The following is a 13,698-nucleotide window of genomic DNA, read 5'->3' as shown; positions in this document are numbered from 1 at the left end:
TGCGGTATCGACGCTGCGCCGCGTGCGCAGCTGCCCCCACGAAGAAGTCATCCTCCCCTCCCCGCTCGACGGGTACACATTTGCGCTTGCATATTTGCAAATAACAATTATTCTCATTACGAGAATAAATTGGAGGTGCCGCATGACTTACCTGATAGATGCCTGGCTGGATCGACCGCAACCCTACCTGCGCATACTTGATCGCAACACCGGTGCCATATGCGTTTCGCTCGAAGGGGAGGCGCTGGAGGAGTTGCGCGAACAGGGCGATCTCGATGTGCAGGAGCTGAGCACAAGTGAACCCTGCGTGCTCAAGGAGCAGGTCCGCAACCTGCTCCTCTTCAGCTATGCCCGCGCGCTGCGGCCTTAGCCGGCCAAGCAGCTTACGAAATGCGTAAGCTGCCTTTGATTGCGCGCGAGCATGCACCAGCAGATTTCGCCCAATTACTGCTTGCGGCGAGCCTGCTGAAGCGATAGCCGATCAGAGAACGTTCAGCAGTTCGACGTCGAATACCAGCGTGCTGTGTGGCGGGATGCTGCCAACGCCCTGAGCGCCATAGGCCAACTCGCTCGGTACGTACAGGCGCCACTTGCTGCCGGCGTTCATTAGTTGCAACGCTTCGGTCCAGCCGGCAATCACGCCGCCTACCGGGAACTCGGCAGGCTGACCGCGCTGGTAGGAGCTATCGAATACACTGCCGTCGATCAGCGTGCCGTGGTAATGCGTACGCACGCTGTCCTCGCGGGACGGCTTGGCGCCATCGCCGGTCGTTAGCACTTCGTACTGCAGGCCCGATTCCAGCACAACCACGCCTTCACGCTTGGCGTTCTCGACGAGGAAGGCGCGACCTTCGGCAGCGGCGGCTTCGGCTTTCTGCTGTGCCTCGGCCTGCATGCGCTCGCGAATCACCGCGAAGCTGGCGTTCAGCGCTTCCGGGCTAACCTGGCTGGCAGCGCCAGCGAAGGCATCACGAATACCGGCAATCACCGCATCGAGGCTGACACCCGGCGGAGGATTGTCACGCAGCTGGTCGCCGAGCTGGCGGCCGATGCCATAGCTCACACGGGTTTCGTCAGTGGACAGGTTGAGGTCGGTCATACCGGGCTCCGAGAGGAAAAAAAGGTCGGCCAGCCTAGCACAGCTCAGCCGGGCGGACGCAGCGGCCCGCAATTCCAAAACAACCGATAGCAACGGCGACTCGAGCGCCTATCCCTTCCGACTACGCCGACAGCGCTCGGAGCAATACCGCACCTCATTCCAGCAGCGCGCCCACTTCTTTCGCCAGGCAAACGGCAAGCCGCACGCAATGCAGCACTTGAGCGGCAGCTCGCCCTTCTTCACAGCGCATCACCGGCATCCAGTCGCGCCAGCAGGATCTCGCCGCGCTGCCACAACGCCCGCTGCTTGCTCTCTGCCATGCGCGCAAGGTTGCGATAGACCATCGTCATCCGCGGATTGCGCTGCAGTAGCTCGCAGTGGCGCATGAGAAAGTGCCAGTACAGCGCATTGAACGGACAGGCATCGTCCGAGGTGCTTTCAGCCACCTTGTAGGAGCAACCCTGGCAATAGTCAGACATCCGCTTGATGTACTGACCGCTGGCACAGTACGGCTTGGAACCCAGGTAGCCGCCGTCGGCGTGCAGAACCATGCCCAGCACATTGGGCAGCTCCACCCAGTCGAACGCATCCATGTATACGGCCAGATACCAATCGCACAGTGCGGGCGGCGCGATGCCGGCGAGCAAGGCAAAATTGCCGGTCACCATCAGCCGCTGGATATGGTGCGCGTATGCATGTTCCAGCGTCTGTCCGATCACCTGACGCATGCAGTTCATGCGTGTTTGCCCGTTCCAGTAGAACTCCGGCAACCGCCTGGTATTACCGAAAGCGTTGCGCCGTGCGTAGTCAGGCATCTGCAACCAATAGATGCCACGGACGTATTCACGCCAGCCGATCAACTGACGAATAAAGCCCTCGGCGGCATTCAGCGCGATTCGCCCCTGCCGATAGGCCGCTTCGACGTCATGGCACAGCCGCCGCAGGTCAAGCAGGCCGACATTGAGCACGGCGCCGATGCGTGCGTGAAACAGGAACGGCTCGCCGCTGGCCATTGCATCCTGGTAGTCACCGAACGCCGCCAGGCCGAAGTCAAGAAAATGCAGCCAGAGCTGCTCAGCCTCAGCGTGAGCGACCGGGTAATCGAAGTGCTCCAGGCTACCGTAATGATGAGCGAAACGCCCGCGGACCGATGCCAGAACATCACGAGTGATGTCGTCAGCGACGAAGCGCAGCGCAATCGGGCCGTGCAAACCACGTGGCAGTGGCTTACGGTTGTCCGCGTCGAGATTCCAAACCCCTCCCTCAGGGGTTCCATCCGGTTGCAGCAGAAGGCCAGTCTGGCGACGCATCTCGCGGTAGAAGAACTCCATGCGCAGCTGACGCTTGCCATGCGCCCAGCGCGCGAACGCAGTCCGCGAGCAGAGGAAGCGCCGGTCCTCATGCCAGTTGATCGCCACCCCGGAATTCTTCAGGCTTTGCTCGACGCGCCAGTCACCAGTCTCAGTGACGTGGACCAGCGCAGGACGATGCCGATCCACGAATCGCCTCAGCTCACCGGCCAAAGAGCCAGTATTGGCGGAATCGTCAATGGTCACGTAGTCCACCGCCACCCCGCGTTGCCGAAGCGCTTCGGCGAAGTGGCGCATGGCACTGAAGATGAAGGCGATCTTTTGCGGATGGTGCGGCACATGGCCAGCCTCATCGGCCACCTCCGCTAGCAGCACCCGGTCACGCACCGGATCCAGCCCGTCGAGAGCAGACAGATCGAAGCTCAGCTGATCGCCAAGCACCAACCGCAGGGCAGCGATGCTCATCACCCCCCCCCTTCATTGCAGCAGCACGGGGCACCACACCGGACCGGCGTCACCACTGCGACCGCAGGCCAATCGGCACCCGCAGCGGCTCACGGACGCCCTCGGCCAGACCGCACATTTCGTCGTAAGGCGATTGCTGTACCAGATAGAAAGGCAGCTCGGGCAGCTCCCGCAGCAGGTCGCGGGCATGCTCCACCGAGCGCAGATGCCACACCGCGCCACGTTCGTCGATCAGGCTATGGCGCTGGCCCTGCAGATAGATATCGAGAAGATAAATGCCACCCTCGAGCGAAATCAGTTCGAGAGCGTCGACACGCCCGGCAACGGCATGTGCTGCAAGGTCTTGAAGGCGCATGGCGAGTCCCCATAAAAACCGCTACAGAATATTGAACAACAATACCATTCTGTACAGGTTTTTTATGAGCTGCCATGAAATGCGACTTGCTCGACGCCCAGATAGCGGACGGCGTGCTGCAATCAGTGCTTGGTGATCTTGTCCATGTAGCCCATGGCAAATGCAGAAACCACGAAAGTCAGGTGAATGATCACGTACCACATGAGCTTGTCGCTATCGATCTGCTGTACGTCCATGAACATACGCAGCAGATGGATCGAGGAAATCGCCACGATCGAGGCCGCGACCTTCAACTTAAGGGAGCTGGAGTCCATCTTGCCCAGCCAGTCGAGCTTTTCCTTGCCCTCGGCCACATCCAGCTGCGAAACGAAGTTCTCGTAGCCGGAAATCATCACCATCACCAGCAGGCCGCCAACCAGCGCCATGTCGATCAGCGACAACAGCGTCAGCACCAGATCCGCTTCACTGATCGCGAAGATCATCGGCAGGATATGAAAGATTTCCTGGAAGAACTTTATCGCCAGTGCCAGCAAAGCGAAGGCCAGACCGAAGTAGATGGGAGCCAGCAGCCAGCGCGCGGCGTACATGGCATTTTCAAGGATGCGCTCCATGAGGTCTCACAGCAGAAAATAAGGAAGGCGCGAGTATACGCAGCCCAGTCAGGCGCACCAAGGCGGGTTCAGGACGCCGATCGCGCATGTGGATAACAACTTGGTCGGACCCGCGACAATCGCGACAGCGCCACTCATTACCGGCAGCCGGCGCAGCGCTTGGCCTAGGGACGCGTTTCCCAACCAGCCAGAAAACGCGCCTGATTGGCGTTCACCCGACGCAACTCAGCCTGCATGTGCAATTGCCAGATGGATGGATCGTCCGACTCCCGATAGCCCTGTCCCAGCAGATTTTCGGCTATGGCTGCAAGAACCGACTCGGCCATCGCAGGCCCGTGGAATGGGCCCTGGACCTTGATCGCAGTGGGTTGCCCGTCCGCCAGACCAGCCGCGCAGAGCAATGTCCACAGCCCGTTGCCACCGGCCAACGGACGTATCACGCATTCGATTCGGGTAACCAGGCCGAGGCACTGGCGATTCAGACAAAGATTGTGCGGCATGACGGCAGTCCTCGCGTCGGGCTGACGCGAAGACATCCGGCACGGATGCAGCGCGAGAGCCAGTTATCCCCTGAAGCTGTGGATAATCCTGTGGATGGAAGGTGTGTACCCTCCTCCACTGCAGACCCGTCGCGCGCGCTATCGTTCCGTTCAAAAATCGCGCAATGGCGAGTTCAACCCTTCCCCTCAGGAGCGGACGACGCCTGCTCCGATGTCGCTCCCGAATCGCTCTTCGTTTCCTCTTCCAGACCGATCTCGGCAATGTCACGCAGCCGCTCGACGACCCGGGCGTTGACGCTGTCCTTGGGGAAGTGCCCCTGATCGTTGGCCGCACCGACGTCCTCACCCACCAGCAGCGACAAGGCTTCGTCCACCTGCTTTACAGCATAGACGTGGAAGCGCTGATGGCGGACGGCCTCCAGCACGCGCTCGTCGAGCATAAGCGTTGTGACGTTGGCGAACGGGATGATCACTCCCTGCTCGCCGGTCAATCCGCGCGCCTCACAGAGACGGAAGAAGCCCTCGATCTTCTCATTGACCCCGCCGACCGCCTGCACCTCACCGAACTGGTTGATGGAGCCGGTGATAGCGAAGCATTGCTTGAGTGGCGTGCGTGACAGAGCAGAGATCAGTGCACAGCACTCACCCAGCGAGGCGCTGTCGCCATCGACGTAGCCGTAGGACTGCTCCAGCGCGATGCTGGCCGATATCTCCAATGGAAACTCTTGGGCATAACGGCTGCCGAGGTAGCCGGTAAGGATCATCACACCCTTGGAGTGGATCGGCTGGCCGAGGTTGACCTCACGCTCGATGTCGACGATGCCCGAGCCACCGGGGTAGACAGTCGCCGAAATCCGCGCAGGCATACCGAACGCCGAGTCGCCAACTTCCAGCACCGTCAGTCCGTTGCACTTGCCGATCGCCGCACCTTCGCTGTCGATCAGAATCACGCCGGCCAGGATGTCTTCGAGGATCCGCGCCGAAACGCGGCCGGTGCGGGTGGCCTTGGCCTTCAGCGCCCGTTCGATATGGCCGACATCGGTGACCTCATCCTTGGCCAGCTGACGGATGAAATCGGCCTCGCTGACCAGCTGGAACAGATCGCCGATGCGTGCCGACAAGCGCCCCTGGTGCTCGGCCAGACGCGCGCTGTAGGTCGCCAGGCGTGCCACGGCGGCCGCCGTGAGCGGCGCCATGCCTTCTTCCGAGGTACGGGTCTTCATCAGCTGGGCGAACTGTTCGAGGCTGTCCTCGGCCAGCGGGATGTCCTCGTCGAAGTCCACCAGCACGCGGAACATTTCCTGGAAGTCCGGATCCAGGTCCTGCAGCGTGTAATAGAGCTGGCGCGAGCCGATGATGATCACCTTGACGTTCAGCGGGATCACCTGCGGCGTCAGCGTCACGGTGGCCAGGCGGCCGAGCTCGGCGAGTGGCGATTCCATCTTCAGCTTGCGCGACTGCAGGGCCCGCTTGAGCGCTTCCCAGACAAATGGCTCGCTGAGCAGCTTCTCCGCCTCCAGCATCAGGAAGCCGCCGTTGGCGCGGTGCAGCGCACCTGGACGCAACTGGCGATAGCTGGTGTAGAGCGCGCCCTGGTCGGTGTTGTACTCGATGCGACCGAACAGATTGTCATAGGTCGGGTGCGGCTCGAACACCACCGGCGCGCCACCATCGACCGGGTGACCGACCACCAGGCTCGGGCTGTATTGCTCTTCCAGCAATATACGGTTCTGCGCTTCCGGACGGTTTTCGTCCACCAGCTGCTCGACCACAGTCTTCAGCAGATTGACCTGCACGGCCTGCAGGTACGCTTCGATACCGGCGTTCTCCGCATACTTCTCCGACAACGGTGCCAGTAGCGGCTGCAGTGCCTGGCTGATGGTCTCGTCATTGAGCTGGCGCAGCTGGTTGGTCGACTCGCGCTTCCACTGCGGCAGGCTGGCGAGCTCCTCGTTCAGACGCACTTCCAGCGCGGAAATGTCTTCGTGATAACGCTCGCGCTCGGCTTCGGGCAGCTGGGCGAACTCGGTTTCGTCCAGCGCCTTGCCTTCCTTCATGGGCGTGAAGGCGATGTTTGTGCTGTCGCGATAGAGAGCGATCTCCTTTTCCAGGGCGAGCTTCTCGATCACATCCAGCGCCTTGTCGTAGCGCTGATTGAAGCCGCGGTCGATGGCGCTCTTCTTCTGCTGGAAACTCGGATGCTCGAATACCGCCGGAAAGGTCGCCAGCAGGTTGTCGATCAACTGATTGATATCGGCGATGAACGCCGTTGCGCCGCCGTGAGGCAACTCCAGCACACGCGGCTCGCGAGGCTCGTCGAAGTTGTTCACGTAAACCCAGTCCGACGGAGTATCCAGACGCTTGCCTTCGGCCTTGAGATAGCGCCGTACGAACGAGAAGCGTCCGGTGCCCGGCTCTCCCATCACGTAGACGTTGTATCCCGGACGCGGCATGGCCACGCCGAACTGCAGCGCCTCGACCGCGCGCTCCTGGCCGAGCACACCGAGAAACGGCTCCAGTTCAGAGGTGTCGTTGAAGTTGAATTGGCTGGGCTCGAAGGGACGGGTCAGCGCATCGGGTGCCAGGCGCAAGCCGGCAGCGACAGTTTCAGGCATCGGGAATCCTTGCTGGGGTGGCTCGTTGGCCACGATTGATGCCGTCATTCTGGCGCTGCGCCGGTCGCGCCGCAAGGCTGATACCCGGCTAACCCAGCCTCGCAACGACGCTGCATGGCCGAGCCCCATGGATGGAAATCGCGAGCCGGCTGCGAATCGACACAAGCAGAAACATTTCGTCGCGTCCACTACGCCCGACCGCCTTGATGCAGGTCAAGCGGTCGCTTGACGAAAAGGCGCCTCCTAGAGCCAGCCAACACAAAAGGAGCTTCCGTGATGCGCCCTTCTATTCCGCTATTGCTTAGCAGCCTACTAATGACCAGCGCAGCGAACGCTGATGAGCTGCGTGAGCGCGCCAACGCGATGTTCAAACCGATTCCCGACAAGGTCACCGAGGTCCGCGGCCAGAAGGTCAGCGAAGATCAGGCAATGCTCGGTCACAAACTCTGGTTCGACCCGCGCCTGTCCAGCAGTCACGTCATCAGCTGCAACACCTGCCACAACCTGAGCATCGGGGGCAGCGACAACGTGCCAACCTCGATCGGTCACGGCTGGCAGAAGGGCCCGCGCAACTCGCCCACCGTGCTGAACGCCGTATTCAACGCCGCGCAGTTCTGGGACGGACGCGCCAAGGATCTGCAGGAACAGGCCAAGGGCCCGGTCCAGGCAAGCGTGGAAATGAACAGTACGCCCGAGCGTGTCGTCTCGACGCTGCAGAGCATTCCGGAGTACGCCGCCGAGTTCAAGAAGGCCTTCCCCAACGACAAGGAGCCGGTCAGTTTCGACAACATGGCCTACGCCCTGGAAGCCTTCGAAGTCAGCCTGACCACGCCGAACTCGCCGTTCGACCGCTTCCTCAAGGGTGAGGACGGGGCGCTGGACGACAAGCAGAAACAGGGTCTCGCCCTGTTCATGGACGCCGGCTGCTCTTCCTGCCACAACGGCGTCAACCTTGGTGGCCAGGGTTACTTCCCCTTCGGCGTGATCAAGAAGCCCGGAGCCGAAGTGCTGCCGACCGGCGACAAGGGTCGCTTCGCGGTGACCAATACCGCCAGCGACGAGTACGTCTTCCGTGCCGCGCCGCTGCGCAATGTCGCGCTGACCCCGCCGTACTTCCACAGCGGTGAGGTCTGGGAGCTCGAACAGGCCGTTGCCATCATGGGTGACAGCCAACTGGGCCGTAAACTGGACAAGGACGAAGTCAGCGCGATTACCGCGTTCCTGCACAGCGTGACCGGCGAGCAGCCGCAAGTCGCCTATCCGGTACTTCCCGCCAGCACCGCGAACACTCCGAAGCCCGAGTGATCGCTCCCCGTTACCCGGCGCCAGCCGCCGGGTAACTGCCCCCGTTTCAGCTTCCCCTCTGCTCCTTGAGCAGGTCGCGTATCTCGGTCAGCAACAACTCTTCCTTGGAGGGCGCAGGCGGCGCAGATGGCGCCTCGGCTTCCTTGCGCTTGAGATGGTTGATCGCCTTGATCGCCATGAAGATGGCGAAGGCGATGATCACGAAATCCACCACGGTCTGAATAAATGCACCGTACCGCAGCACCACCGCTGGGGCCTCGCCGACGGCGTCCTTGAGCACTATGGCCAAATCCGAGAAGTCCACTCCGCCGATCAGCAGCCCCAACGGCGGCATGATCACCCCGTCGACGAACGACGACACGATCTTGCCGAACGCAGCGCCGATGACGATACCCACGGCCATGTCGACGACATTTCCCCGCACGGCAAACGCCTTGAATTCGTTGATCAGACTCATACGCAGATTTTCCTTTAGTGGATGACCGGGCCGCCCGCCATGCCCCCGCGGACATGGCGGTGAACGCCGTGGTAGAGCATAGGCGGGCTTGCCGGCGCAGGCCACGCCAGAACGCCTTTCATCGACCGGTTATTGCGAATGAGGTTCGCTTGATCGCCGTCAACCGGTTCTCGGAGGAGGGAGACTAAGGTGAACGCCTTCCTGACAAACCGGAGCGGTTTCCATGCACGTCGAACATCACCCACTGATCAAGGATTTCCCTGAGAAACGCGAGCAGTTGCAGAAACTGCGTCAGGAAGATCCGGCCTTCGCCCGCAAGGCGGACGAATACGAAGCGCTGGACAAGCGCATCTGCCGCGTCGAAGACGGTGTCGAAACCCTAGACGACAGCGCGCTCAATGCCCTCAAGCAGGAGCGCGTGGCGATGAAGGACGACATCGCCCGCGACATCAAGCGCGCCTCGGGCAGCTGCTGCGGCGGCTGCTGCGGCTGATAGCGCCTACCCGTGAAGAGAAGCCCGCCATGCGCGGGCTTCTTGCTGTCTGGCCCGCTAGAACAAACCACCGAAGCGGAACCCGGAGCCGACCCAGACGAAGGCAACCGCAGTCAGGGTGATCAGCACGATGTGCAGCCCCAGTTGCGGCAGGCGCTGCGCATCCAGCTTGGGAATCAATGCCAGCCGCGCATGCACGCCGAGCAGCGCGGTAAATCCGAGCAGTACCAGCTTGGCTTGCACCAGATGCGCCATGGGCGACGAATCGAACCATTGCCCATGGGGCAGCCAGAGGCTGGCCAGCCAGAGCCCGCTGACGATCTGCACCAGCAGCGCAGGTATCCCGACGCGCTCGTAGAGTTGTTCGAACTGGCGTACCGGTTGCACATCGCGGCGACGCAGGGCACCCGGCAGCACACTGAACAGCAGTACCAGATGCCCGCCAACCCAGACACTGGCGCCCAGCAGATGCAGAAACAACAGATGTCGCATGGCGCTCACTCCTGTTCGATTTGTTTACAGTCTGGCCGCTGCCTCGCCGCTTGTGGCTGATGGCGATCAAGTCAGCCGTTATCATGCGACACCACCTACCAGACCCGGAGTTTCCCATGGCCAAGGCCAAGCGCATGTATGGCTGCACCGAATGCGGCTCGACCTTCCCGAAATGGGCCGGCCAGTGCGGCGATTGCGGTGCCTGGAATACCCTGGTGGAAACCGTCATCGAAGGTGCTGCGCCACCCTCCGGTCGCGCTGGCTGGGCGGGCGAGCAGGCCAACATCCGGACCTTGGCCGAAGTCAGCGTGGAGGAAGTACCGCGCTTCTCCACAGCATCTGGCGAGCTGGACCGCGTGCTCGGCGGCGGCCTGGTGGACGGCTCGGTCGTGCTGATCGGTGGCGACCCGGGCATCGGCAAGTCGACCATCCTGCTGCAAACGCTCTGCGCCATCGCCCAGCATTACCCGGCGCTCTACGTGACCGGCGAGGAGTCCCAGCAACAGGTGGCGATGCGCGCCCGCCGCCTCGATCTGCCGCAGGACAAGCTCAAGGTGATGACCGAAACCTGCATCGAATCCATCATCGCCACCGCGCGACTGGAGAAGCCCAAGGTGATGGTGATCGACTCCATCCAGACGATTTTCACCGAGCAACTGCAGTCCGCGCCCGGCGGTGTCGCCCAGGTGCGCGAGAGCGCCGCGCTGCTGGTGCGCTTCGCCAAGCAGAGCGGCACGGCGATCTTCCTTGTCGGCCACGTCACCAAGGAAGGCGCTCTCGCCGGCCCGCGGGTGCTCGAGCACATGGTCGACACAGTGCTGTATTTCGAAGGCGAGTCCGATGGTCGCCTGCGCCTGCTGCGCGCGGTGAAGAATCGCTTCGGCGCGATCAATGAACTGGGCGTGTTCGGCATGACGGACAAGGGCCTCAAGGAAGTCACCAACCCCTCGGCTATCTTCCTCACCCGTGCCCAGGAAGCGGTGCCGGGCAGCGTCGTCATGGCGACCTGGGAAGGCACCCGGCCGATGCTGGTGGAGGTGCAGGCCCTGGTCGACACCAGCCACCTGGCCAATCCGCGCCGCGTCACGCTGGGGCTGGACCAGAACCGCCTGGCCATGCTGCTGGCGGTGCTTCACCGGCACGGCAGCATTCCGACCTACGATCAGGACGTGTTCATCAACGTGGTCGGTGGCGTTAAGGTGCTGGAAACCGCGGCAGATCTGGCGCTGATGGCGGCGGTGATCTCCAGCCTGCGCAATCGCCCGCTGGATACCGATCTGCTGGTGTTCGGCGAAGTGGGCCTGTCGGGCGAGATCCGCCCGGTGCCGAGTGGTCAGGAACGCCTGAAGGAGGCCGCCAAGCATGGCTTCAAGCGTGCCATCGTGCCCAAGGGCAATGCGCCGAAGGAAGCCCCTGCCGGACTGCAGATCATTGCGGTGACGCGCCTGGAGCAGGCGCTCGACGCGCTGTTCGAGTGATCGCTACTGGCCGCCCAGTGCGGCCAGCTCGCGCTCCAGCAGTGCCTCGTCGCCGAGGTTGAGTTCAACCAGGCGCCGCAGGTGGGCGATCGAGTCGAGATCGATGTGCTGACAGACGAAGCCGATCAGGTCGCCCACTTCGTGGGTCATCGCCACTTCCATGCGCACATCGGCATCATCAGCCAGGCGCACGCGCGCCTCGAACGGCTGTCCCGCATCGGCATTCCAGCCTTTCGGGCGACGAACCAGCAGGCCTTTCAGCGACAGGTCATGCAGCTCGACCGGCCAGCAGCGGTCGCCCTGCACCAGCTCAGTGGCGGCATCGAACTCGATTCGCTGGAAGCGCCGGCGATCACTGGGGGAATCAGTCATGAACATCACTCCGCGGTGTCTGAATTCAATATAGGACAACAACTCTCGACATCGTCGTCACAACCAGCGGCGCACTCGGCCACAGTACGCCACATAGTCATCGCCAAACAGCTGGGTCAGCAGACGTTCCTCATGCACGATTACCGCGCGCCGCATGGTGAAGATGAGAGCTGGCAACAGCAGCCAGGGCCATAGCGTGCCCCAAAGCAGCGCGATACCGCAGTAGATCAGACTGTCGGCCAGATAGATCGGGTTGCGTGAGAAGCGAAAGGGCCCCTCCTCCAGCAGCCTGGCAGGCTTGCCGTAGGGATTGACCGTAGTCTTGCGCCAGAGCATCAGCAGCCCGGCCCAGAGCATCAGCAGTACACCCGCGTCGATCAGCCCCCAACCGAAATAATCCGTCCAGATACTCTGCGGCAGCGCGATCGGCACCGCCGACTCAAGCAGCCAGGCCGCCGCAAGAAACAGCAGATAGATGACCGGCGGCGGCAGAATCACACCAGTGGCGCGTTTGAACATGCGGCGAACTCCAGACAGACAAGTGATGGCAGTCTAGCGCGTCGAGCATCTGTCACGACGACCAGGATCAACCGCGGCGCACTTGCCACCTGCAGATAGCAGAAAGCCCGCTTTCGCGGGCTTTCCGGTGCAGCGCTGGAGCGCTTAGTTACCGTAGACCGGGAACTTGGCGCATACCGCTTCGACCTTGGCACGAACTGCTTCAATTACCGACTCGTCGCCCATGTTGTCGAGGATGTCGCAGATCCAGCCAGCCAGATCACGGCACTCGGTCTCGCCGAAGCCACGGGTGGTGACAGCCGGAGTACCGATGCGCAGACCGGAAGTCACGAACGGCGAGCGCGGATCGTTCGGCACGCTGTTCTTGTTCACGGTGATGTGCGCGTTGCCCAGGGCAGCATCAGCATCCTTACCGGTGATGTCCTGCTTGATCAGGCTGAGCAGGAACAGGTGGTTCTGGGTACCGCCGGAAACCACGTCGAAGCCGCGCTGGATGAACACTTCGGCCATGGCCTGGGCGTTCTTCACCACCTGCTGCTGGTAAGCCTTGAACTCGGGCTGCAGCGCTTCCTTGAAGCACACGGCCTTGGCAGCGATCACGTGTTCCAGCGGGCCGCCCTGGGCACCGGGGAAGACGGCAGAGTTCAGCTTCTTCTCGATCTCGGCGTTGGCACGCGCCAGGATCAGGCCGCCGCGCGGGCCGCGCAGGGTCTTGTGGGTGGTGGTGGTGACGACGTCAGCGAACGGAACCGGGTTCGGGTAGACGCCAGCGGCGACCAGACCGGCCACGTGAGCCATGTCGACGAACAGGTAGGCACCGACCTTATCGGCGATTTCGCGGAAACGTGCGAAGTCCAGCTTCTGCGAATAGGCGGAGAAACCAGCGACGATCATCTTCGGCTTGTGCTCGACGGCCAGGCGCTCGACTTCGTCGTAGTCGATCAGGCCCTGGTCGTTGATGCCGTACTGCACGGCGTTATACAACTTGCCGGAGGACGAAACGCTGGCGCCGTGAGTCAGGTGACCACCGTGGGCCAGGCTCATGCCGAGAATGGTGTCACCGGCATTCAGCAGCGCCAGGTAGACGGCGGCGTTGGCCTGGGAGCCGGCGTGCGGCTGGACGTTGGCGTAGTCGGCACCGAACAGTTCCTTGGCGCGATCAATGGCCAGCTGCTCGACCACGTCGACGTACTCGCAACCACCGTAGTAGCGCTTGCCCGGATAGCCTTCGGCGTACTTGTTGGTCAGTACCGAACCCTGGGCTTCCATCACCGCCGGGCTGGTGTAGTTCTCCGAGGCGATCAGCTCGATGTGGTCTTCCTGACGCTTGGCTTCCTGCTGCATGGCAGCGAAGAGATCGGCGTCGAAACGGGCGAGGGTCAAATCACGGCTGAACATGGCAGTCCTCTGAGATCAGCTGGCGGTATAAAGAGAGGCGCGGATTCTACCTCATCCGGGCGTTTGCGGGTATGAGCGATAGTCATGCACAAGATGAACAGTCGCCGCATCCGCAGCCACCGGGGAGTACCGCCGCGGTTTGCCCTGACCGGTGCATTCGGGTAGCTTTGCGCCCTTTACATGCCGCCCAATTTTTCGGCCTACATGGCTTGGGTCAGGCATCCTTCAC

General features: G+C 62.1%; 16 protein-coding genes. 4 read left to right on the top strand and 12 right to left on the bottom strand.

Features of this window, described 5'->3' with window-relative positions:
* Positions 1-142: 142 nt before the first annotated feature.
* Complete coding sequence (locus tag UIB01_RS04185) at positions 143-370, top strand: PA4570 family protein (protein WP_038657158.1); 228 nt, start codon at positions 143-145, stop codon at positions 368-370.
* Between the two features lie 111 nt (positions 371-481).
* Here the strand turns inward: UIB01_RS04185 and bamJ are convergent, their stop codons facing one another.
* The 7 genes from bamJ to UIB01_RS04155 all read right to left on the bottom strand — a co-directional run bounded on the left by bamJ (position 482) and on the right by UIB01_RS04155 (position 6,955).
* Positions 482-1,099, bottom strand: a complete 618-nt coding sequence (gene bamJ / locus UIB01_RS04180; protein WP_038657156.1) for a BamJ family beta-barrel-assembly machinery protein — start codon at positions 1,097-1,099, stop codon at positions 482-484.
* 108 nt (positions 1,100-1,207) lie between these two features.
* Positions 1,208-1,342, bottom strand: a complete 135-nt coding sequence (locus UIB01_RS22640; protein ID WP_080695047.1) for a DUF2256 domain-containing protein — start codon at positions 1,340-1,342, stop codon at positions 1,208-1,210.
* On the bottom strand, positions 1,339-2,874 hold the full coding sequence (locus UIB01_RS04175) for a cryptochrome/photolyase family protein (RefSeq protein ID WP_038657154.1): 1,536 nt from the start codon (positions 2,872-2,874) through the stop codon (positions 1,339-1,341). Before UIB01_RS04175 ends, UIB01_RS22640 begins: the two co-directional genes overlap by 4 nt.
* 49 nt (positions 2,875-2,923) lie before the next feature.
* A complete protein-coding gene (locus tag UIB01_RS04170; protein ID WP_038657152.1) occupies positions 2,924-3,229 on the bottom strand; it encodes a DUF6482 family protein in 306 nt (101 codons plus the stop codon).
* Positions 3,230-3,351: 122 nt separating this feature from the next.
* A complete protein-coding gene (locus tag UIB01_RS04165) occupies positions 3,352-3,840 on the bottom strand; it encodes a TIGR00645 family protein (RefSeq protein ID WP_038657150.1) in 489 nt (162 codons plus the stop codon).
* A 164-nt stretch (positions 3,841-4,004) separates the two neighbouring features.
* The gene (locus tag UIB01_RS04160; protein ID WP_038657148.1) at positions 4,005-4,340 is read right to left on the bottom strand and encodes a PA4575 family protein; all 336 of its coding nucleotides are present in this window, start codon (positions 4,338-4,340) and stop codon (positions 4,005-4,007) included.
* A 173-nt stretch (positions 4,341-4,513) separates the two neighbouring features.
* Complete coding sequence (locus UIB01_RS04155) at positions 4,514-6,955, bottom strand: Lon protease family protein (protein ID WP_038657146.1); 2,442 nt, start codon at positions 6,953-6,955, stop codon at positions 4,514-4,516.
* Positions 6,956-7,231: 276 nt separating this feature from the next.
* On the opposite strand from UIB01_RS04155, the gene UIB01_RS04150 reads away from it, so the two are divergent.
* Positions 7,232-8,260, top strand: coding sequence for a cytochrome-c peroxidase (locus UIB01_RS04150; protein ID WP_038657144.1), 1,029 nt, complete (start codon positions 7,232-7,234; stop codon positions 8,258-8,260).
* Positions 8,261-8,306: 46 nt separating this feature from the next.
* On the opposite strand, the gene mscL is transcribed toward UIB01_RS04150, so the two are convergent.
* Positions 8,307-8,717 (bottom strand): large-conductance mechanosensitive channel protein MscL, encoded by a 411-nt coding sequence (gene mscL, locus UIB01_RS04145; RefSeq protein ID WP_038657142.1) that lies wholly within the window; start codon positions 8,715-8,717, stop codon positions 8,307-8,309.
* 223 nt (positions 8,718-8,940) lie between these two features.
* Between mscL and UIB01_RS04140 the strand changes: the two genes are divergently transcribed.
* The gene (locus UIB01_RS04140) at positions 8,941-9,210 is read left to right on the top strand and encodes an HP1242/YdcH family protein (RefSeq protein WP_003281602.1); all 270 of its coding nucleotides are present in this window, start codon (positions 8,941-8,943) and stop codon (positions 9,208-9,210) included.
* A gap of 57 nt (positions 9,211-9,267) precedes the next feature.
* Here the strand turns inward: UIB01_RS04140 and UIB01_RS04135 are convergent, their stop codons facing one another.
* Positions 9,268-9,702, bottom strand: a complete 435-nt coding sequence (locus UIB01_RS04135) for a CopD family protein (RefSeq protein WP_014821457.1) — start codon at positions 9,700-9,702, stop codon at positions 9,268-9,270.
* A gap of 116 nt (positions 9,703-9,818) precedes the next feature.
* On the opposite strand from UIB01_RS04135, the gene radA reads away from it, so the two are divergent.
* Positions 9,819-11,180, top strand: a complete 1,362-nt coding sequence (gene radA / locus UIB01_RS04130; RefSeq protein ID WP_015278117.1) for a DNA repair protein RadA — start codon at positions 9,819-9,821, stop codon at positions 11,178-11,180.
* 3 nt (positions 11,181-11,183) lie between these two features.
* Here radA and UIB01_RS04125 read toward each other — a convergent pair whose 3' ends face one another.
* From UIB01_RS04125 to glyA, 3 genes are all read right to left on the bottom strand, one after another.
* Positions 11,184-11,552, bottom strand: a complete 369-nt coding sequence (locus UIB01_RS04125; protein ID WP_038665399.1) for a PilZ domain-containing protein — start codon at positions 11,550-11,552, stop codon at positions 11,184-11,186.
* Between the two features lie 57 nt (positions 11,553-11,609).
* Entirely contained in the window at positions 11,610-12,071 is a 462-nt protein-coding gene (locus UIB01_RS04120; RefSeq protein WP_038657137.1) for a methyltransferase family protein, read from the bottom strand.
* 144 nt (positions 12,072-12,215) lie between these two features.
* Positions 12,216-13,469 carry a serine hydroxymethyltransferase gene (gene glyA / locus UIB01_RS04115; protein WP_038657135.1) on the bottom strand — a complete coding sequence of 418 codons (1,254 nt, stop codon included), beginning with the start codon at positions 13,467-13,469 and terminating at the stop codon, positions 12,216-12,218.
* Between the last annotated feature and the right edge of the window lie 229 nt (positions 13,470-13,698).

Source organism: Stutzerimonas decontaminans (assembly GCF_000661915.1).
Lineage (GTDB): Bacteria > Pseudomonadota > Gammaproteobacteria > Pseudomonadales > Pseudomonadaceae > Stutzerimonas > Stutzerimonas decontaminans.
This window is presented reverse-complemented; position numbering and strand designations above follow the sequence as displayed.